Genomic DNA, 18,429 nt, shown 5'->3' on the forward strand with positions numbered 1-18,429 from the left:
CACTCCTCAGACATGATCGTTCGGGAGACGTCCACGGATCGGCCTTCGGTTCCCCCTCCTGTCAACCGGCCTCCGGCGCCTCGGCCGTGGACTGTGCCAGGACCCGCCGGAGCCATCGGGTGCGGGCCTCGCGGGCGTCGCGGCTGAGGGCCGCCCGGGGTGCGAAGGTGTCGAACCCGTGGCAGGCGCCGGGCCATACGTGCAGTTCGGCCTGGCCCCCGGCCTGCCAGAGGGCCTGCGCGTAGGCCACGCCCTCGTCCCGGAACGTCTCGGCGGCACCGACCTCGATGTAGGCCGGGGGCAGTCGTGACAGGTCCGTGGCGCGGGCGGGAGCCGCGTAGGGCGACAGGTCCGCTGCGCCGTACCGGTCGCCCAACAGGGCCTGCCAGGCGGTGGCGTTGGAGGTCCGGTCCCAGAGGTCGACGCCGGCCATCTGGTGGCTGGAGAACGTGTCGTTGCGGTCGTCCAGCATGGGGCAGACGAGGAGTTGCCCGATCGGGGCGGGGCCACCGCGGTCCCGGGTGAGCAGGGCGAGTGCCGCGGCCAGTCCGCCGCCGGCGCTCTTTCCGCCGATGACGACACGGTCGGCGTCGACGCCGAGCGCGTCCGCGTGCTCGACCGCCCAGACGAATCCGGCGTAGCAGTCCTCCAGCGGTCCCGGGTAGCGCGTGTGCGGTGCCAGCCGGTACTCGACCGAGAGGACGGCCAGCCGCAGCGGGAGCGCCCACGCGCGCAGCACCTGAGGAAGCACGGACCAGGCGTTGCCCATGATCATGCCGCCGCCGTGCAGGTAGTACAGCAGCGGCAGCGGACCCGCGAGTCCGGCGGGCCGTGCGCTGACGAGCGTGACGTCCGGTGCGCCGGGCGCTCCCGGCACGCGCAGTTCCGTCACCTCGAAGCGGCCGCCGTCCTCAAGGTCCCGGACCGTCGGCCGGGGCCGGCTCGCGGCGTCGCGCGCCTGCCGTGCGGCCAGGTTCTCCGGGGTGAACGGCTCCTTCGCCGCCTCCCCCAACGCAGCGATCGTCTCGGCCAGTTCGGGGTCGAGCGGCGGTGCCGTCCGGGGCGTCGAGGCCGGAGTGAAGTCCATGCGGCCCAGTCAATCATCCGCCCCGGGAACACTGTTACGCACCTGTGACACCGAGCGGACCGTCCGAAGATCGAAGCCTGTCAGCCTCTGTCTTGCCTGTCCACGTTTCTGGGGGATTCAGCCATGACCAACCGAACCCGCCTCATCACCGCCGCCATCGCCGTGGCCGCCTCCGTCACCGGCACGGCGCTGCTGGGCGCCGCCGGAGCCGCGTCGGCCGCCACCGGCCCCGCGCACGGGACCCTGACCGTCAGCAACGGCACGGCGTACGTGCTGATCGGCAGGCACCGGGTGAACTTCGGCGTACCCGTCCGCGATCTCGCCTGGTCCCCGGACGGCGCCCGGGCCGCGTTCATCGACGGCTCCGGGAATCTCGACATCGCCCGTCCTGACGGCAGTGGCCGCGTGGTCGTCGCGAAGAACCCCGGCAACCAGAACTGGTCCCACCCGACCTGGCAGGTGGCCGCGAAGGACACCCAGAACGGCATCCCCGCCAAGGACAACCTCATCTTCGCGGCCCGCGACAAGGGCGTCTCGCGCCTGAAGTACGTCTCGGCCAAGGCCGTCCACGGCACGCCGAAGACGCTGTCCCTGAACGGCGACCCGGGCCCGGGCGGGGCCCTCCCGCAGACCGGCAACGTCTGGCCCAACGCGGGCGGGCACTACGGCACGTCGGTCTACTCCAACGTCGACACCGGCGCGGTCTACATCCGTGACGACTACCTGCGCCAGCAGGGCGGCAAGCTCGCCAAGGGCGCGCAGCCCGCGCTGTCCCCGAACGAGGAAGAGGTCGTGTTCGTGCGCTCGGTCGCCGGCCACGACCACGTCCTCGTGGAGGACCTCATGCACGGCAACCGCGTCAAGGACCTCACCCCGCACGCGACCACCGACTACACCGAGCCGGCCTGGTCCCCCGACGGCAGGACCCTGGCGGTGCGCACCCCGTCGGGCACGGTGACGCTGCCGGCCGACGGCACGGGCCGCCCGGTCGAGGTCACGTCGACCGTGGGCCTGGCGGCGTACCGCCCCTGACGGCGGCCGACGGGACGGGCCGGGCGGGTCCGGGGCGCGGAGTGCGGGTCACCTCGCCGACCGGGCCAGCTCGGCCCGCAGTTCTTCCAGGTGTGTGTCGGCGTTGTCGTGCGGCAGGAACTCCACGACGTCGAGGAAGCGGAACAGCACCTGGCTGCTCGTGACGGCGTACTCGTACTCGGCGAAGCCCACCACCGCGCCCGTCGTGCCCCGGACGGCGCCGCGCACCACGTGCTCGGTCATCTCGTCCGGTTCGGCCGCCGACAGCCCGCGCCGGGCGCCCGGCCGGGCCAGATACGGGCACACCATCGAGGCGTACAGCATGCAGGCGCGGTGCCCCGGCCCTTCGAGGGTCGGGGCGAGATTGCGATAGGGCCGCCCGGCGGCCAGCGCCTCGCCGATCGCCGCGCTCTCCGCGCTCCCCACCACGCGCCACACCGGCCCCCGCGGCATGGGGCGGTCGCACACCGAGCACAGCCGCCCGCGGGCGCACGCGGCGCTGCGGTCGTAGTCGGTCAGGGCGAACCGCGGCTCGTCGTTCTCCCACGGAGTGATCGCGGGCACGGGATATCCGCGGGCGTCCCGGGGGCGCGCCTCGACGCCCGCCGGCATGGGAACCCTCTCGAATCGCACAGGCCATGCCTATCAGGCTCGGCCCGGTGGCACCACCAAGGGCCTGTTCGGGGCGGGTCATTCGCGTGCGATGCGGGTCAGGTCGGTCGTCAGCGACGCCAGCCAGGAGACGGTGGCGTAGTACAGGCGCGGCGCGCCGGGCGGTTCGGCGGCGAGTGCGGCGGGTGCCGGTTCGATCCGCGGCACCGGTCCGGTCGGGGTGTCGCCGCCGGGGTCCAGGGCCGCCGAGACGAGCAGCATCCGCGCGGCCACCCGGTCGCCGAGCCCGCTGACGGACTCGGCCGGCGCGGGCCCGAGTACGGTGAGCGGGGGTTGCAGCAGGCGTTCGGAGCCCCACAGGGTGTGGTGGCCGGCCATCAGCGTGGCCTGCCAGTCCACATGGCGCGGTACGGTCCCGCCCGGCCGCCCGCCGAACGGCACCTGTTCGCACTGGAACTGGGCGTAGGCGGACTCGGCGAGGACGATCGCGCGTTGCAGCGAGGGGTGTCCCGGTGCCCCGGTCGGTGCGCTTCCGGCGCCGGTGCCCGCCACGGAGGCGCCGGTCGCGACGACGATCTCGGCCGCCCGGCGCAGGAGTTCGGCCGCGGCACGGTGCATCTCGTCATGGGCGCCGCGGGGCCAGGCGAGCACGCCGAAGACGGCGCCGACAGCGCTGCCGATCAGCACGTCCAGCACCCGCTCCTCCGCCAACTTCCAGGTGGACGTGGTGAGTTGGGCGAAGACCAGGGCCACGAGCACGGTGAACAGTCCCTGCGCCCAGCCGACGCCCTTGACCGGCCCCACGGTGAAGGCGAACAGCATCCAGGCCGGCAGGACGACGGCGTAGACCGCGGTGTGGGTGCCGGCAAGGGTCAGCGCCCCGGCGGTGACCAGGGCTCCGGCCAGCGTGCCCACGAGGGCCGCGCGGATGGTGCTCCAGGTCTCGCCCATGGTGGTCCGGGTGAGGCTGAGGGTCGCCAGCATGGCCCAGAATCCATGGGGCAGCGTGTCCACCCCGGCCACGAGCCGGGCGGCGGTCAGGGCCAGGGCGATACGGACCGCGTTCTGGAAGAACACCGACCGGCGACCGGCATGATGGCGCACCCGGTGCCACCACAGCACGGGTGCCCGGCTGCTGGCGTACCAGAAGCGGCTCTGCCCGGTCTCCACCGACGCGTGCCGGCCGCGCACGGCCAGATCGACGGCCGTGCCGAGGGCGAGGGCTGCGTCGGCGATCTCCAGCACGGCCGCGTGCCGGCGCAGCACGGCGGGCGGGAGGTCCGGTGGTGCGGCACCGGGGCCACATGCCGCGGAGGCCGCCGCTACGCGGGCGCGTGCGGCGGCCAGTTCGGCGTACGGCGTCACCGGCGGCCGCCCGGTGCGCAGACAGGTCGCGGCCGCCGCGGCCAGCGCCGCCACCGCGCGCAGGACGGCGGTCACCTCGGGGCCGGGCCGCCCGTCCGGCGCGGCGGGCAGATCGGCGAGACGGCTGAGGAGGGTGCGCGCGACGAGGCCGGTGTGGGCGAGGGCGCGGTCGCGCACCCCCGGTCCGGCCGGGCGCTCCGCCTCCGGCACGGACAGGGACCGCAGCGTCCGGCCGGTCTCGTGGGCCAGACGGACGTCGGTGTCGGTCAGGGCGTGGGGCGCGGTGGCGAGGAGCATGGCGCAGTGCGCGGCCACGCGTGCGGCGTCGGCGGCCCGCTCTCGGTAGGACGGCGGGGCGGGTTCGGGGAAGAGCAGCGCCTCGGCGGCGACGAGCAGGACGAGCCCGGTGGTCGTACCGGCCAGGCGCTCCGCGAGTGTGCCGGGCGCGTAGGGCGGGAACGACGGGAGGATGTAGAGGAGTTGCAGGCCCGGCGCGGCTCCCGCGAGGCGTGGTCCGCCGACGGCGGCGAAGGCCAGCGCGAAGCCGACCGCGAGCATGCCGACGACGGCGCTCCAGGTCCGTACCGACAGCCAGGTGCCGACGACGACCAGCAGCCAGCACACCGGCAGCAGCCGCAGCACCATGACAGCCCGCTGCCGCCCGGTGCCGGGGATCCTGGCGAGTCCGCCGAGGGCCACGGCGGCGAACAGGGCGTAGGTGGCCCCGACCGGGCGGTCGAGGCCGTAGCGGAACAGGTAGAACCCGGCCGCGGCGACCAGCGTCACCCGGACCGCCTGCCGGCCCGAGGCTGCGTAGTCCGCCAGGGTGTGGCGGGAAGGGACTCGACGGCCCACGCCTACAGAATCGCCCCGCGCCGGTTCCCCGGCATGTCGCGGCCGCTCCGGCGCAGCGGCGGGCCGGGGGTCAGCCCGGGGTGAAGCGGACCGGCGTGCCCGCCGCGGCCTGGGCGGCCGCCGCGAGGGCGGGTTCCGCGACGACGCCGATGACCGGGTAGCCGCCGGTGGTCGGGTGGTCGTGCAGGAACACCACCGGGCGGCCGTCGGGGGGCACCTGTACCGCGCCGAGCACCATGCCCTCGCTGGGCAGTTCGCCGCCCGACACACGTTCCAGCGGCGGACCCTCGGTGCGCAGGCCGATGCGGTTGCTGTGCTGCGAGACGCGGTACGTCGCCGAGGTGAGGGTGCGCAGCGCCGCGGCGGTGAACCAGTCGGCGCGGGGGCCGAGCCGCAGCGGGAGCGTCAGCTCGGCGGGCGGCGCGGGCCAGGGGGCGAGGTCGGTGCGGGGCGGCTGCGGGGCGGCGGCGCCCAGCGGGAGGACGTCCCCGGCACGCAGCGGGGCCGGGCCCAGTCCGGACAGCAGGTCGGCCGAGCGGCTGCCGAGGACGGGCGCGACGGCGATGCCGCCGAGGACGGCCACGTAGGAGCGCACGCCCGCCGTCACGGCGCCCACGTCGAGGACGGCGCCCGCGGGCACCCGCACGGGTGCTCCCCAGGCTGCCGCCCGTCCGTCGACGCTCACCGGGCAGGGCGCGCCGCCGACGACGACGGTCACGGTGCGGCCGGGGCGCAGGGCGCAGCCGGTGAGGGTGGTCTCCAGGGCGGCGGCGTCGGGGGCGTTGCCGAGCAGCCGGTTGGCCAGGACCAGTGCGGGGGCGTCGAGGGCACCGGAGCGGGGGACGCCGAGGTGGGCGTGGCCGCGCCGGCCGGTGTCCTGGACCGTGGTGAGGGCGCCGGGGCGTACGACGGTGAGGGTGGCGGTCACGCCGTACCGCCGCCTTCGGCCACGAACCGGACGCGCGTGCCCGGTGTCAGCAGGGCGGGTTCGTCGCGGGTGAGGTCCCACAGCCGGGTCGGGTCGGGCATGGTGCCGATCAGCTGCCAGCCGCCGGGGGTGGCGCGCGGATACACCGCGCTGTAGGGGCCGGCGAGGGCGACCGCGCCGGCCGGGACGCGGGTGCGGGGCGTGTCGTGGCGCGGGACGTGCAGTTCGGCCGGCAGCCCGGTGAGGTAGCCGAAGCCGGGGGCGAATCCGCAGAAGGCGACGCGGTAGGTGGCGCAGGAGTGCCGTGCGCCGACCTCGTCGACGCCGACCTGCCAGAGGTCGGCCACCCGGGCGAGGTCGGGGCCGTCGTAGCGCACGGGGATCTCGACGACCTCTCCGTCGTCGGCGGTGCGGGCGGGCACGGCCCAGTCGGCGATGCGGCGGGCGAGTTCCGCGGGGCGCGGGACGCCGTCGAGGAGGACCGTCCGTGCGCCGGGCACGATCTCCTCGACGGGCAGGGTGCCGGCCGCGCGGCGCCGCAGCAGTTCGGCGTGGAAGGCTCCGGTGCGTTCGGCGTCCGGGAGTTCGACGAGCAGGGCGTGCCGTCCGGCGAGGCGCACGGTGAGGAGCCGGTTCCCGGTCACGCGAAGGCCCCGACCTCGACCCCGGCCGCGTCGAGGGCCGCGCGCACGCGGGCCGCGATCCGGGCGGCGCCCGGGGTGTCGCCGTGCACGCACAGGGAGCGGGCGGCCACGGCGACGCTCGTCCCGTCCGCGGTCCGGACCGCGCCGTCCAGGGCGAGGGCGAGCGAGCGCCGGACCACCTCGTCCTCGTCGGTGACCACGGCATGGGGCTCGCGGCGCGGCACGAGTGTGCCCTCGGGGGTGTAGGCGCGGTCCGCGAAGGCCTCGGGCACGGCGATCAGGCCCGCGTCCGCGGCGGCGGCGAGCAGCCGCGATCCGGGCAGGCCGAGCACGGGCAGCGCCCCGTCGGCCAGTCGGACGCCCGCGATCACGGCGGCGGCCTGTTCGGCGTCGTGCACGGTGCGGTTGTAGAGGGCGCCGTGCGGCTTGACGTACGCCACCTCGGCCCCGGCGGCCCGGGCGAAGACGCGCAGCGCCCCTATCTGGTAGGCCACTTCGGCCGCGAGTTCGTCCGCGGGGACGTCCATGGCGCGCCGGCCGAAGCCGGCCAGGTCGCGGTAGGACACCTGGGCTCCGATCCGTACGCCGCGCTCGGCGGCGAGGTCGCAGATGCGGCGCATCACGGAGGGGTCGCCCGCATGGAAGCCGCAGGCGACGTTGGCGCTGGTCACGACGGTGAGCAGGGCGTCGTCGTCGGTGAGGGTCCAGCGGCCGAAGCCCTCCCCGAGGTCCGCGTTGAGGTCGATCACAGGGGGAACGTAGTCGATCGTTGAACGATCCGACAAGGAATCAATCAGTTCTGGTACCAACTCTTGTTCGATCGTTGAACGATCCCCTAGGGTCCGGGCATCCCTCCCGGATCCGGACCTCCCGGATCCGCACCACCCGGGCGTCCCGCCCCGTCCCCCGCGAAGAAGGCCGCCGCATGATCGTTCTCCTCGGCGTGGTCGTGGTGATCCTCGGCTTCGTCACGCGCCGCAATCCCGTCCTCGTGGTGGGCGTCGCCGGTGTCTTCACCGGGCTGATCGGCGGAATGGACCCGCTGGAGGTCCTCGCGGCCTTCGGCCGGTCCTTCGCCGACAGCCGGTCGGTCACCGTCTTCGCCGTCGCGCTGCCCGTGATCGGCCTGCTGGAACGCTACGGCCTGCGCGAACAGGCCCGCCGCCTCATCGGCCGGCTCACCGGGCTCAGCACCGGCCGGTTCCTCACCGTCTATCTGCTGGTCCGTCAGGTCACCGCCGCCCTCGGCCTCACCAGCATCTGCGGTCCCGCGCAGACCGTACGGCCGCTCGTCGCACCCATGGCCGAGGCCGCCGCCGAGCGCACCACGGGCGCCCAACTGCCGGACCGCCTGCGCGAGAAGGTGCGCTCCTACGCCGCGTCGGCCGACACCGTGGGCCTGTTCTTCGGCGAGGACTGCTTCATCGCCATCGGCTCGATCCTGCTGATCACCGGGTTCGTGAACTCGACGTACCACCAGAACCTCGAACCGACCCAGCTGGCGGTGTGGGCCATCCCGCTCGCCGTCTGCGCCTTCCTCGTCCACGGTGCCCGACTCCTGCTCCTGGACCGGCAGTTGGAGCGCCAGATGGCCCTCGCCCACGCCGAGCACGATGTGCCGCTGCCGAAGGGAACCGACAAGTGATCAAGGTCGAATGGCTCTACTGGCTGGTGGGCCTCGTCTTCGTCGTCATGGCCGTGCAGATGGCTGCCGACCGCAGCAACCCCAGGCGGTGGACCTCCGCCGCCTTCTGGGGTCTGCTCGGACTCACCTTCCCCTACGGCACCGGAGTCGCCAACGCCACCGCGCACAACGGCGGTTGGACGCTGCCCGCCGAACCGCTGGGCCTCGCCGTCCTCGCCCTGATCGTGCTCGCCGGGTTCAACTTCCTCGGCAAGGGCGAGCCCGTCACCAGCACCGCTCAGGAGCGCGAGGCCTCCGCGACCCGGCTCGGCAGCAGGATCTTCGTCCCCGCGCTGACCATCCCGCTCGTCGCGATCGTGTGCGCCTCCGTGCTCGACACCTCCGGCCTGTTCGAGACGGGCAAGGCCACGCTGATCGGACTCGGGGTCGGCTGTCTGGCCGCCCTCGTCGTCGGCATGCTGGTCACCGGCGAGCGCAGGCTGTCGGTGCCGCTGCACTCCGGCCGCTCCATGCTGGAGGCGATGGGCTCCGCCCTGCTGCTGCCCCAGCTCCTCGCCGTGCTCGGCTCGATCTTCGCGCTGGCCGGAGTCGGCACGCAGGTCGGCAGGATCGTGCACGGCATCCTGCCCGACAACTCCACCTACCTTGCCGTGGTGGCGTACTGCGTCGGCATGTTCCTGTTCACGGTGATCATGGGCAACGCGTTCGCCGCGTTCCCGGTGATGACCGCGGCCATCGGCTGGCCCGTCCTCATCGAGCAGATGCACGGCAACGAAGCGGCCGTCCTCGCGATCGGCATGCTGGCCGGCTTCGCGGGGACCCTGTGCACACCGATGGCCGCCAACTTCAACATCGTCCCGGCCACCCTGCTCGAGCTCAAGGACCAGTACGGCCCCATCAAGGCCCAGCTCCCGACGGCGCTGCCGCTGCTGGTCTGCGCCACCGTGATCATGGCGCTGTTCGCGTTCTGACGTGCCGATGGCGTACCGATGACGTGCCGGCCGCAGACGAATCACCCGATGGAGGAATTGCCATGACCCGCGTGCTCATCACCGGCTTCGCCCCGTTCGACGGCGAGCGCGTGAACCCGTCCTGGCAGGCGGCCTCCCTCGTGGCCGCCGAGCCGCCGGCCGGGCTGACGGTCACCGCCGCCGAACTGCCGTGCGTCTTCGGCGAGTCCGTCACGGCCCTGCGCGCCGCCGTCCGCGCGGCCGACCCCGAGCTGGTCCTCTGCCTGGGCCAGGCGGGCGGCCGCCCCGGTGTGACGGTCGAACGCGTCGCCGTCAACCTCGACGACGCGCGCATCCCCGACAACGCCGGTCACCGGCCCGTCGACGAACCCGTGGTCCCGGGCGGCCCCGCCGCGTACTTCTCGTCCCTCCCCGTGAAGGCCTGCGTCGCCGCCCTGCGCACGGCCGGTGTGCCCGCCGCCGTCTCGCACACGGCCGGTACGTTCGTGTGCAACCACGTCGCCTACGGTCTGGCCCACCTCATCGCCACCGAACTCCCGCACGTCCGGGGCGGTTTCGTCCATGTGCCCTGGGCGCCGGAGCAGGTCACCGACGGCACCGCCCCGGCCCTGGAGCCCGCCACGGTGGCCCGCGGCCTGCGCGCCCTGCTGGGCATCGCGGCCGCCACCCCCGCGGGCCAGGACCTGAACGTCTCCGAGGGGGCCACCCACTGACGCCGCCCACCGCATACGGCCCCCTTCACCCGGCTCGCCTTCGCCAACTCCATCCGGGAGTACCCCAGCTTCCCGTCCCGCCGGGCGATTTCACCGGACCAGGACGTACTCGCCGCCGAGCGCCGGGCGTGCGGGGATGCGGCGCTCGGGCTGGTCCGTGAAGCCGAGCTCCGACCGAGGCGGCCGAAGCCTGCCTCGCCGCCGGTCCGCGCGCTCAGATGCGGAACGGGGCGGCGTAGCGGACGGTGCCGCCGGGCAGGGGGTGGCGCGTGTCGAGGGCGAGGGCCATCAGGGCGTCGTCCGGGACGTCGATGCTCAGGCCGATCCCGTGGGCCGAGGCGCGGGTGAATCCGAAGCGCGGGTAGTAGTCCGGGTGGCCGAGGACGACCACATGGCGCTCGCCCCGCTCCCGGGCGGCCCGGAGCACGGCCTGGACCGCGGCGGAACCGGCGCCGGTGCGCTGCCGGTCGGGACGTACGGCGACCGGTGCCAGGCACAGCGCCGGGACGTCGCCGATGTGGCAGCGGGTCAGCAGGGCGTACCCGGCCGGTGTGCCGCTGTCGTCGGCGGCCGCCACGGACAGCCCGTCGATCCACGCGGAGTCACCCCGCAGGGCGTCCACGAGGTCGGCCTCCTCGGCGGTGGGAAACGCGGAGAGGTTGATCTCGCGGACGGCAGGGATGTCGGCGCCGGTCTCGGCGCGGGTGGTCCAGTGGTGCGGCATGAGGGGCGGGGGCTCCGTTTCCCGGTGGGGTTCGTACGAGCGGGGCGCCGACCGTCGCCGACACGGCGCGGCTGCCCGGAACGCTCCGAAACGAGCTCTTGACGACCGGAATGCAAGCACACGGGGCCCGGGCTCGGCCACTCGTTCACGAACGACTCCCCACGCCCCTCTCTCACGAACGTCTCCCCGGCGCCGGCTAGGCCGTGAGCAGCGGGCGCAGTGCGCCGGCGCGGAGCCGGTCCACCAGGGGCGGCGCGAACCGGCGCGCCGCGAGCACCGTGGCGAGAGCGACGACGCTGCCGACCAGGGCGCCCACGGCGACGTCGTGCGGGTAGTGGGCGCCGACGTAGACACGCGAGGCCCCCATCACGACGGCCGCGAGCAGGGCGACGGAACCGAGCCACCTGCCGACGAGGAGGAGCGCCACGGCGAAGGCGAAGGCGACGGTGGTGTGGTTGCTGGGGAAGGCGTAGTCGTCGCGGGCCGGGCACGCTTCGATGAGGAAGTCGTGGGGCAGCGCCCGGCACGGCCGGGGCTCCTGGAAGACCATCTTGATCCCGCTGTTCACCACATAGGCGAGGACGACGGCGAACGGCACGCCCAGCACGGCGGCCATCGCGGTGCTCCCCTGCCCGCGGGCCCGCCACCAGGCCACCAGCAGGATCAGCGCGAAGATGCCGGTGCCGTACGCGCTGTACGCGGCCGCGGTCCCGTTCAGCCAGTGCGTATGGCGGGCGAAGTCGGTGACGTCGGTGTAGAGGCCGCCGTCGATGGCCGCGCCGTCGAGTGCCTGAGCGGTCGGGGAGGAAGTCGTGATCAAGCGGATCTCCGGGGCCGTGGTGCGCGTGGGGCGTGCTCCGGGGAACACGTCGCGGCACTGAGTGGACGTAAAGATGACCTGTGGACGTCCAGCACATGAACGTCTACAAGTGAGTAGACGTTATCAGGTGGAGATCGGTTCGCTCACCGGAAGATCCGTACGCGTCAGGGGACGTCCGTGCGCAGGACCACGCGCCGCCCGTGCAGCTCGCCCCGCTCCAGCCGGGCGTGCACCGCACCGGCCGCGCTGAGCGGGAGGATCTCGGTCCGGCGCGCCCGCAGGGCACCCCGGCCGAGCAGGTCGTTGATGTACCCGGCGGCCTCGGCGAGCTCGTCGGTGGTCGCGTGGGAGATGACGAATCCCACGACGGAGCGGTCGTTCATGTACAGGGCCGCGGCAGGCAGCACGGGCCGGGTGCCGGCACCGGCCAGCAGCACGACGCGGCCCCGCCGGGCGAGCAGTGCGACGGAGGTCTCCAGGTCGTTGACGCCCGCCGTGTCCAGGTAGAGGTCGACGCCCGACGGCGCGGCGCCCCGGATCGTCCCGGCCAGGTCCGGACCGCGGTAGTCGAAGACCTCGGCCGCGCCCGACTCCGCGCAGTACGCCGCGTCGCGCGGGCCGGCGGTCGCGAGGACCCGGGCGCCGGCCCGCGCCGCCATCGTCACCAGGGCACTGCCCACGTTGCCCGCGGCCCCTGCGACCAGCACGGTCTCGCCTGCGCGCAGGCGCCCGTGCACGAACAGCGCGAGGTACGCGGTCGCCGCCGGATGGACGACCGCGACCGCGGTGTCCGGATCGACGCCGTCGGGCAGGTGGTACAGCCGGTCGGCCGCCACCACCGCCCGCTCCGCCGCCGCGCCCTGGCGCCCCTCGTGCCCGAGGCTGTTGCACCACACCCGGTCCCCGACCCGGAATCCGGTGACGCCGGGTCCCGCCTCGGCCACCGTCCCGACCAGGTCCCGGCCGACGACGAACGGGAAGGTCAGATGTGTCGGGAAGAGCCCCGAGCGGACGAAGGTGTCGACGGGGTCGACCGCCGTGGCCCGCACCGCCACCAGTACGTCGGTGGGACCGGGCACCGGCGCGGGGATCTCCCCGTACCGGATGACGTCGGCGGGACCCAGCTCCCGGATGTACGCGGCACGCATGACATCACATGGTCCCACCCCGGCCCGCCCGGCGAAGGACGACAGAACTCAGTGTCATGCCGGTCGCACCGATCCACAGGGACGCCCCGGCTCCCCACAGCGCACCCGAGGCTCCGCCGAGTACTCCGCCCAGCGGAACGCCGCCCCAGGACACGAACCGGGCCGTGGCGTTCATACGGCCCAGGAGCCGGTCCGGGGTGAGGGCCTGCTGGAGGCTCGACTGGGACACCACGCGGACGACACCGCCCAGGGAGAGCGCAGCGAGTCCGACAGCCGCCGCGTACAGGCTCCAGCCCGGCCGCGCGTACGGCATCAGGGCGGTCGGCGGACAGGTGACCAGCGGCGCGAGCCAGATCACCCGTCCCTGTCCGAGCCGCCGCGCGATGGCGCGGGCCGTCAGGGCACCCGACAGCGCGCCACAGCCCATTCCCGACAGGACGAGGCCGATCCCGAGGGAACCGAGACCGACCTTCCGCTGCAGGAAGACCAGCAGCATCGTCTGATACAGGGCCAGGAAGAGGTTGAACACCGCGTCCCCCGCGACGGTCGCGCGCAGGACCGGCTGCCCGAGAACGAATGCCAGCCCGTCCCTGATGTCCCGCGCCAGATGTCGTCTCCTGCCCGCCTCCGGCCTCTCCTCCCGCCTGCGGATGCCGGTCGCGAGGAGCCCCGACGCGGCCATCCCCCCGAGCTCGCCAGCAGCGCGGCGGGGGCTCCCGCCCAGCCGACCAGCGGCCCCGCCACCGCCGGACCGCCGATCCCGGTCACCGACCGGACGGCCGACAGCCTCGCGTTTCCCTCGACCAGGTTGTCCCGTCCCACCAGGTGCGGAAGGTAGCTGACGTAGGCGACGTCGAAGAGGACCGTCAGCAGTCCGTGCAGCAGGGCGGCTGTGCAGAGCCAGTCGATCGTGAGCAGCCGGGCCCACCACGCCGCCGGAATCGACAGGAGGACCAGCGCGCGCACCAGATCGGCGGCGATCATCACGGGTCGCTTGCGCATCCGGTCCACCCACGCACCGGCCGGCAGTCCGATCAGGAACGAGCCGACCGTGGTCGTCGCGGTCAGCAGTCCGACCTGGAACTCATCGGCGTGCAACGCCGTGACGGCGACCAGCGGCAGTGCCAGGAAGATGATGCGATCGCCCAGTTGTCCGAGGGCGGTGGCGGCGAAGAGGAGCCCGAAGTCCGGATCACGCAGCAGACCGAGCCGCGAGGAAGCTCCCTTCGGTATCACCTGACGCACCGCTCGACGCCGAATTCGTACACCACGGCCCGGCGCTCGTCCGGAATGACGATGTCGGCGGTCTCCACCGGGCGGCCGTCGGCGGCGTAGATGGTCCGCTCTGTCCGGAGTACGAGGTCTCCGGCGCTGATTCCCAGCAGGTTCGCCTGTGCCGGGGTGGCGCGGGCCGGGCGCGGCATCTCGACCACCGTGTCGACCACGACTCCGATGGAGCGCATGCGCGCGGGTACGCCCTTTCCCGCCAGCGGGCCCGTCTCGGGCAGCACGACCGGCGTTCCGCCGGTCAGGGCCATCGGTTCCCAGGACTCGGAGAGCTGGACGGGGTGCCCCTCGGCGAGGAACTCGTAGCGCGTGGTGACGCAGGGGTCTCCGGGGCGTATGCCGAGCCGTTCGGCGATGGCCTCGGGGGCGGGCACCCGCACCTGGCTGTCCGCGTCCCAGGCATCGGCCCGGCCCCGCTCGCGCGGATCGGGATGTCCACCGGCGGACGTACCGGCCGAGCGGGGTGAGCCGCCCCGGCGTGCGTGGTGCCGAGACCGGACCAGCCGTAGCCGCTCGCGCGGCGTGCGCACATAGGTGCCCGATCCCGCGCGCCCTTCGAGCAGTCCTTCGGCGATGAGCCGGTCCATGGCCCGCTGCACGACATTGCGCCCGACCCCGTACTCCTCGGCGATCCGCACCCGGGACGGCAGGCGCTCACCGATGTCCCACTCCCCCGAGAGAACGCGGGCGTGCAACACGTCGGCCAGCGCACGGTACGGCGCTTCTCGGGGCATGGGCGACTCTCCAGCGGTGATTCCAGGCGGAGTCGAGAAGCCAACGCACCGCGTGAAAGCTACTGGAGCAGAAACACGCCCGGCGGTCGCGCCTCAGCGTCTGCGCTCCGCGCCCTCGGCGCCGAGGGCCCAGGCGCCGAAGGCCGCGCCGGTGGTCTCGAAGTCGAAGATCACATGGGACGCGGCGGTGTTGACGTCCCGCCAGAACCGCTGGAGGGGGTCCGCCTCGAAGTGGGACGTGGTGCCGCCGGCCTTGAAGATCCGGTCGACGGCCGACACCAGCAGTCCGACCGCCAGCGCCAGGTCCCGCGGCCCGCGCACCGCCGCCTCGCCCTCCCGGGCCTGCTCGATGCCGTCGGCGACCCGGGCGGCCCGCTGCATGAGGAGCTCGGCCGCGTCCACCTCGCCGGCCGAGCGGGCCAGCTCGATCTGGACCGGCGGCTTCTCCCGCACCGGGGCGCCGCGCCGGTCGACCCGCCGCATGGTCTGCTCGGCGCCCACAAGCAGCGCCCCGCGGGCGGCACCCAGCACGGGAACGGCGAGGGGCAGGGCGTTCAGGGCGTCCACGGGGACGGTGTGACAGCGGGCCTCGGAGGCGGTCGCCCGGCCGGCGTTGATGTCGAACCGCGACAGGGTCCGGTGCTCAGGCACGAACACGTCGTCCAGGGCCATGGTGTCGCTGCCGGTCCCGCGCATGCCCATCGTGAACCAGGTGTCCCGCACGATGACGTCCGCCCGGGGCACCGCGAAGAACCGCACCTCGGGGCGGCCGTCGGGGCCCACCCTGCCGTCGGGTACGGCGGAGCAGGCGAAGACCCAGTCCGCGAAGCGCACCCCGCTGATGTACCGCCACTCGCCGCTCAGCCGCCAGCCGCCGGAGGCGGGCTCGGCCTTGCCGGCCGGCATGAGCGCGCCCGCCATCAGGGCGTTCGGGCCGTCGGCCCAGATCTCCGCCTGTCCCTCCAGGGGCAGGAAGGCCCCGTAGCGGGCCGCGTAGGCGGACAGCGAGGCGGCCCAGGCCGCCGAGGCGCAGCCCTGGCCGACCAGCGTGACCGCCGCGGTCATGTCGATGAAGCGGCCGTCCGCGCCGCCGTGGGCCGCGGGGACGAAGTGCCGGGCGAACCCGGCCTCCCGCACCGCCTCGACCGCCTCGGGCGCGAGCCGCCGGGCGGCCTCCGTCTCCTCGGCGCACCGCGCCGCGATCTCCGCCACGCGCGGCGCGCCGGCGACGACGTCCGCCACCAGCGGCCGCTCGGCCACGATCGTCGTTGTGCTGTCGCTGAGCATGCTGTTCGCCACCTCCACTGGGGGATGGCCGCAGTCTGTCCGGCGCAGCCCACGAGAGGCCGCACCCGAGCCCGGGACCGGCCCGTCGATCACCCGACTGGCTTCAGAACACACCGCGGCTCCGAGCCCCGCACGCTCGCCAAAAATACCCCCCGGGGTACCCGTGCTACTGTCGAACACATACCCCCGGGGGTAATTCAGGCACGGGAAAGGAGTACGCGATGTTCTTCGTCGACACGATCGAGGTGCCGGGGCTGGGCAACCGCACGTACCTTGCGGGCGGCGCACACACGGCGGTGGCGGTCGATCCGCCGCGCGACATCGACCACGTGATCGCGGCGGCGGCCCGGCGCGGTGTGCGCATATCCCACGTGGTCGAGACGCACCTCCACAACGACTACGTCACCGGCGGCCTGGAACTGGCCCGGCTCACGGGCGCCGCCTACCTCGTCCCCGCCGACGCCCGGGTCTCCTACCCACGCGTGCCGGTGCACGACGGCGACCGCCACGACATCGACGCCGCCGCGGGACTCGTCCTGCGCGCGCTGGCGACGCCCGGCCACACCCCGCACCACACGGCGTACGCCCTGGAGCAGGGCGGTTCGGCGGTCGCGGTGTTCACCGGGGGCTCCCTGCTGATCGGCGCCGTCGGCCGCCCCGACCTGGTCGAGCCGCGCCTGACGCGGGACCTCGCCCGCGCCCAGCACGCCTCCGCGCACCGGCTGGCCGCGGAGCTGCCGGACGAGACGGCGGTGCTGCCCACCCACGGCTTCGGCAGCTTCTGCGCGTCGGACCAGGCGCGCCGGGCGGGCGGCGACGGCACGACGATCGGCAAGGAGAAGACGCACAACGCGGCGCTCGTCCGCGACGTGGACACCTTCGTCGCCGAGCTGCTGGCGGGACTGGACGACGTCCCCGCGTACTACACGCACATGGGCCCGGCCAATGCCGACGGCCCCGCCCCGGTCGACCTGACGCCGCCCGCCATGGCCGACGCCGGCGAGATCGCCGCGCGGCTCGCGGCCGGGGAGTGGGTCGTGGACCTGCGCCACCGCGTCGCCTTCGCCGCGGGGCATGTGGCGGGCTCGTTCAACTTCGAGGCCGGCGGACAGCTCGGCATGTACCTGGCCTGGCTGATCCCCTGGGGCAAGCCGGTGACCCTGCTGGCCGAGTCCGCCGAGCAACTCACCTCCGCGCAACGGCAGTTGGCCCAGGTCGGGATCGAGCGCCCGGTCGCCGCGGCGACCGGTGACCCGGCGCACTGGGTGTCCGAGGGCACGGCACTGGCGTCCTACCCGCGGGCCACGTTCGCGGATCTCGCGCAGCACTCCCGCGACGGCGTCGTCGTGCTGGACGTCCGCCGGGACTCCGAGCGGGCCGGCGGCTTCATCGCGGGTTCGGTGCACATCCCGGTCCACACGCTGCGCGAGCGCCTCGACGAGGTGCCCGCAGGACAGATCTGGGTGCACTGCGCGGGCGGCATGCGCGCCGCCATCGCCGCGTCGCTGCTGGACGCCCAGGGCCGCGACGTCGTGGCCGTCGACGACTCCTTCGACTCGGCCGCAGCAGCCGGACTCACCGTCCACACCACCGCGTGACCGCGCGTCGCCGCGGCTCACCACACCGAGACGAGCAACAGGAGCGAGAACCATGACGAGTGTCTTCGCAGGACACCCCGGCGTCCCGGACCGGCCGACCGTGCCGGAGGCCGCCGCGCTGCCGCTGCCCAGGGACGTCGACGCCGTCGACGAGGTCGGCGGGATGCAGGCCTGGGCCGGTGCGGGGCTGCCGTCGGTGGGCCCGGCCGGCGCGGGCGGGATCGTCGCGTGAGCGCCGTGCTCCTCGCCCTGGCCGCCGGGGCAGCCATCGGGCTCACGCTCGGGGCGCTCGGCGGCGGTGGCAGCGTGCTGACCGTCCCCGCCCTGATCTACCTGCTCGGATTCACCCCGGTCGCGGCCACCACGGCCGCGCTGGTCATCGTCTCCGTCACCTCCGCGACCGCGCTGTCGGCGCACGCCCGCGACGGTCATGTGCGCTGGCGTACGGGGCTGCTGTTCGCGGCGGCGGGCATCGGCCCGGCCATGCTGGGCGGGGCGCTCGCCTCCCGCCTGCCGGCGACCGCGCTGACCGTCGGCTTCGCCGTCGTGGCGGGCGCCGCCGCACTGCGGATGACGCGCCGGCACGTGCCCGCCGATCAGGCGGTCGCACCGGTACGGCCGGGCCGGGCGGCGGTCGCGGGGGCCGGGCTCGGCGCGGTCACCGGTGTTCTCGGCGTGGGCGGCGGCTTTCTCGCGGTCCCGGCGCTGGTGAGCGTCCTCGGGATGCGGATGCGGACGGCCGTGGGCACCAGCCTGCTCGTCATCACGGTCAACTCGCTGGCGGCGCTGGTCATGCGCACCAGTACGGCGAGCGGCCTGGACTGGGGCCTCATCGGACCCTTCGCCGGGGCGGCCGTCCTCGGCGCATGGGACGGCAGGCGCCTGTCGGCGAAGCTCCCCGCACGGACGCTCCAACGGGCCTTCGCCGTGGTCCTGCTCGCGGTGGCCGGATTCATGCTGGCCGACGCGGTGCTGTGAC

The 18,429-nt window shown here is 74.2% G+C and carries 19 protein-coding genes and 1 pseudogene; 7 read left to right on the plus strand and 13 right to left on the minus strand.

What is annotated here, in order from left to right; translation table 11 throughout:
• Positions 1 to 61: 61 nt before the first annotated feature.
• Positions 62 to 1,087: an alpha/beta hydrolase gene (locus BIV23_RS03070; protein WP_071379149.1), complete on the minus strand. Its 1,026-nt coding sequence runs from the start codon at positions 1,085 to 1,087 to the stop codon at positions 62 to 64.
• A 123-nt stretch (positions 1,088 to 1,210) separates the two neighbouring features.
• Between BIV23_RS03070 and BIV23_RS03075 the strand changes: the two genes are divergently transcribed.
• Positions 1,211 to 2,119 (plus strand): TolB-like translocation protein, encoded by a 909-nt coding sequence (locus BIV23_RS03075; RefSeq protein WP_071379150.1) that lies wholly within the window; start codon positions 1,211 to 1,213, stop codon positions 2,117 to 2,119.
• 48 nt (positions 2,120 to 2,167) lie between these two features.
• On the opposite strand, the gene BIV23_RS03080 is transcribed toward BIV23_RS03075, so the two are convergent.
• From BIV23_RS03080 to BIV23_RS03100, 5 genes are all read right to left on the minus strand, one after another.
• Positions 2,168 to 2,731, minus strand: coding sequence for a hypothetical protein (locus BIV23_RS03080; protein WP_071379151.1), 564 nt, complete (start codon positions 2,729 to 2,731; stop codon positions 2,168 to 2,170).
• Positions 2,732 to 2,809: 78 nt separating this feature from the next.
• Positions 2,810 to 4,951, minus strand: a complete 2,142-nt coding sequence (locus BIV23_RS03085; RefSeq protein WP_245790334.1) for an FUSC family protein — start codon at positions 4,949 to 4,951, stop codon at positions 2,810 to 2,812.
• Between the two features lie 70 nt (positions 4,952 to 5,021).
• Complete coding sequence (locus tag BIV23_RS03090) at positions 5,022 to 5,879, minus strand: 5-oxoprolinase subunit C family protein (RefSeq protein WP_071379152.1); 858 nt, start codon at positions 5,877 to 5,879, stop codon at positions 5,022 to 5,024.
• Positions 5,876 to 6,523, minus strand: a complete 648-nt coding sequence (locus BIV23_RS03095; protein WP_071379153.1) for a 5-oxoprolinase subunit B family protein — start codon at positions 6,521 to 6,523, stop codon at positions 5,876 to 5,878. Before BIV23_RS03095 ends, BIV23_RS03090 begins: the two co-directional genes overlap by 4 nt.
• Positions 6,520 to 7,272, minus strand: a complete 753-nt coding sequence (locus BIV23_RS03100; RefSeq protein ID WP_071379154.1) for a LamB/YcsF family protein — start codon at positions 7,270 to 7,272, stop codon at positions 6,520 to 6,522. Before BIV23_RS03100 ends, BIV23_RS03095 begins: the two co-directional genes overlap by 4 nt.
• A 176-nt stretch (positions 7,273 to 7,448) precedes the next feature.
• Between BIV23_RS03100 and BIV23_RS03105 the strand changes: the two genes are divergently transcribed.
• The 3 genes from BIV23_RS03105 to pcp all read left to right on the plus strand — a co-directional run bounded on the left by BIV23_RS03105 (position 7,449) and on the right by pcp (position 9,852).
• A complete protein-coding gene (locus BIV23_RS03105) occupies positions 7,449 to 8,168 on the plus strand; it encodes a DUF969 domain-containing protein (RefSeq protein WP_071379155.1) in 720 nt (239 codons plus the stop codon).
• Positions 8,165 to 9,139: a DUF979 domain-containing protein gene (locus tag BIV23_RS03110; RefSeq protein WP_071379156.1), complete on the plus strand. Its 975-nt coding sequence runs from the start codon at positions 8,165 to 8,167 to the stop codon at positions 9,137 to 9,139. Before BIV23_RS03105 ends, BIV23_RS03110 begins: the two co-directional genes overlap by 4 nt.
• Positions 9,140 to 9,201: 62 nt before the next feature.
• Positions 9,202 to 9,852 carry a pyroglutamyl-peptidase I gene (gene pcp, locus BIV23_RS03115; RefSeq protein WP_071379157.1) on the plus strand — a complete coding sequence of 217 codons (651 nt, stop codon included), beginning with the start codon at positions 9,202 to 9,204 and terminating at the stop codon, positions 9,850 to 9,852.
• A 214-nt stretch (positions 9,853 to 10,066) separates the two neighbouring features.
• Here the strand turns inward: pcp and BIV23_RS03120 are convergent, their stop codons facing one another.
• The 7 genes and pseudogenes from BIV23_RS03120 to BIV23_RS03145 all read right to left on the minus strand — a co-directional run bounded on the left by BIV23_RS03120 (position 10,067) and on the right by BIV23_RS03145 (position 15,852).
• Positions 10,067 to 10,576 (minus strand): GNAT family N-acetyltransferase, encoded by a 510-nt coding sequence (locus BIV23_RS03120; RefSeq protein WP_071379158.1) that lies wholly within the window; start codon positions 10,574 to 10,576, stop codon positions 10,067 to 10,069.
• A 196-nt stretch (positions 10,577 to 10,772) separates the two neighbouring features.
• Complete coding sequence (locus BIV23_RS03125; protein ID WP_425443458.1) at positions 10,773 to 11,396, minus strand: phosphatase PAP2 family protein; 624 nt, start codon at positions 11,394 to 11,396, stop codon at positions 10,773 to 10,775.
• Positions 11,397 to 11,560: 164 nt separating this feature from the next.
• Entirely contained in the window at positions 11,561 to 12,544 is a 984-nt protein-coding gene (locus BIV23_RS03130; protein WP_071379159.1) for an NADPH:quinone reductase, read from the minus strand.
• Between the two features lie 4 nt (positions 12,545 to 12,548).
• The gene (locus BIV23_RS53105) at positions 12,549 to 13,226 is read right to left on the minus strand and encodes an MFS transporter (RefSeq protein WP_281250090.1); all 678 of its coding nucleotides are present in this window, start codon (positions 13,224 to 13,226) and stop codon (positions 12,549 to 12,551) included.
• A gap of 71 nt (positions 13,227 to 13,297) precedes the next feature.
• Positions 13,298 to 13,789, minus strand: a pseudogene (locus BIV23_RS53110) (MFS transporter); the annotation flags it as partial.
• Positions 13,777 to 14,565, minus strand: coding sequence for a GntR family transcriptional regulator (locus BIV23_RS03140; protein ID WP_071379160.1), 789 nt, complete (start codon positions 14,563 to 14,565; stop codon positions 13,777 to 13,779). The pseudogene BIV23_RS53110 and the gene BIV23_RS03140, both read right to left, overlap by 13 nt.
• A gap of 93 nt (positions 14,566 to 14,658) precedes the next feature.
• Positions 14,659 to 15,852, minus strand: a complete 1,194-nt coding sequence (locus BIV23_RS03145; RefSeq protein WP_071379247.1) for an acyl-CoA dehydrogenase family protein — start codon at positions 15,850 to 15,852, stop codon at positions 14,659 to 14,661.
• A gap of 221 nt (positions 15,853 to 16,073) precedes the next feature.
• Here BIV23_RS03145 and BIV23_RS03150 point away from each other — a divergent pair, with 221 nt between their 5' ends.
• From BIV23_RS03150 to BIV23_RS03160, 3 genes are read left to right on the plus strand one after another with little or no spacing between them, the layout of a single operon-like run.
• Positions 16,074 to 17,450, plus strand: a complete 1,377-nt coding sequence (locus tag BIV23_RS03150; protein WP_071379161.1) for an MBL fold metallo-hydrolase — start codon at positions 16,074 to 16,076, stop codon at positions 17,448 to 17,450.
• 52 nt (positions 17,451 to 17,502) lie between these two features.
• The gene (locus BIV23_RS03155) at positions 17,503 to 17,682 is read left to right on the plus strand and encodes a hypothetical protein (RefSeq protein ID WP_071379162.1); all 180 of its coding nucleotides are present in this window, start codon (positions 17,503 to 17,505) and stop codon (positions 17,680 to 17,682) included.
• Positions 17,679 to 18,428, plus strand: a complete 750-nt coding sequence (locus tag BIV23_RS03160) for a sulfite exporter TauE/SafE family protein (RefSeq protein ID WP_071379163.1) — start codon at positions 17,679 to 17,681, stop codon at positions 18,426 to 18,428. Before BIV23_RS03155 ends, BIV23_RS03160 begins: the two co-directional genes overlap by 4 nt.
• The last annotated feature ends 1 nt before the right edge of the window (position 18,429 follow it).

The sequence above is a fragment of the Streptomyces monashensis genome (assembly GCF_001866665.1).
Classification (GTDB): domain Bacteria; phylum Actinomycetota; class Actinomycetes; order Streptomycetales; family Streptomycetaceae; genus Streptomyces; species Streptomyces monashensis.

What these genes read in the sequence shown, in the direction of transcription:
- BIV23_RS03070 (WP_071379149.1), bottom strand. Translation starts at nt 1,087, where the DNA reads ATGGACTTCACTCCGGCCTCGACGCCCCGGACGGCACCGCCGCTCGAC.
- BIV23_RS03075 (WP_071379150.1), top strand. Translation starts at nt 1,211, where the DNA reads ATGACCAACCGAACCCGCCTCATCACCGCCGCCATCGCCGTGGCCGCC.
- BIV23_RS03080 (WP_071379151.1), bottom strand. Translation starts at nt 2,731, where the DNA reads ATGCCGGCGGGCGTCGAGGCGCGCCCCCGGGACGCCCGCGGATATCCC.
- BIV23_RS03105 (WP_071379155.1), top strand. Translation starts at nt 7,449, where the DNA reads ATGATCGTTCTCCTCGGCGTGGTCGTGGTGATCCTCGGCTTCGTCACG.
- pcp (WP_071379157.1), top strand. Translation starts at nt 9,202, where the DNA reads ATGACCCGCGTGCTCATCACCGGCTTCGCCCCGTTCGACGGCGAGCGC.
- BIV23_RS03120 (WP_071379158.1), bottom strand. Translation starts at nt 10,576, where the DNA reads ATGCCGCACCACTGGACCACCCGCGCCGAGACCGGCGCCGACATCCCT.
- BIV23_RS03130 (WP_071379159.1), bottom strand. Translation starts at nt 12,544, where the DNA reads ATGCGTGCCGCGTACATCCGGGAGCTGGGTCCCGCCGACGTCATCCGG.
- BIV23_RS53105 (WP_281250090.1), bottom strand. Translation starts at nt 13,226, where the DNA reads ATGGCCGCGTCGGGGCTCCTCGCGACCGGCATCCGCAGGCGGGAGGAG.
- BIV23_RS03140 (WP_071379160.1), bottom strand. Translation starts at nt 14,565, where the DNA reads ATGCCCCGAGAAGCGCCGTACCGTGCGCTGGCCGACGTGTTGCACGCC.
- BIV23_RS03145 (WP_071379247.1), bottom strand. Translation starts at nt 15,852, where the DNA reads ATGCTCAGCGACAGCACAACGACGATCGTGGCCGAGCGGCCGCTGGTG.
- BIV23_RS03150 (WP_071379161.1), top strand. Translation starts at nt 16,074, where the DNA reads ATGTTCTTCGTCGACACGATCGAGGTGCCGGGGCTGGGCAACCGCACG.
- BIV23_RS03155 (WP_071379162.1), top strand. Translation starts at nt 17,503, where the DNA reads ATGACGAGTGTCTTCGCAGGACACCCCGGCGTCCCGGACCGGCCGACC.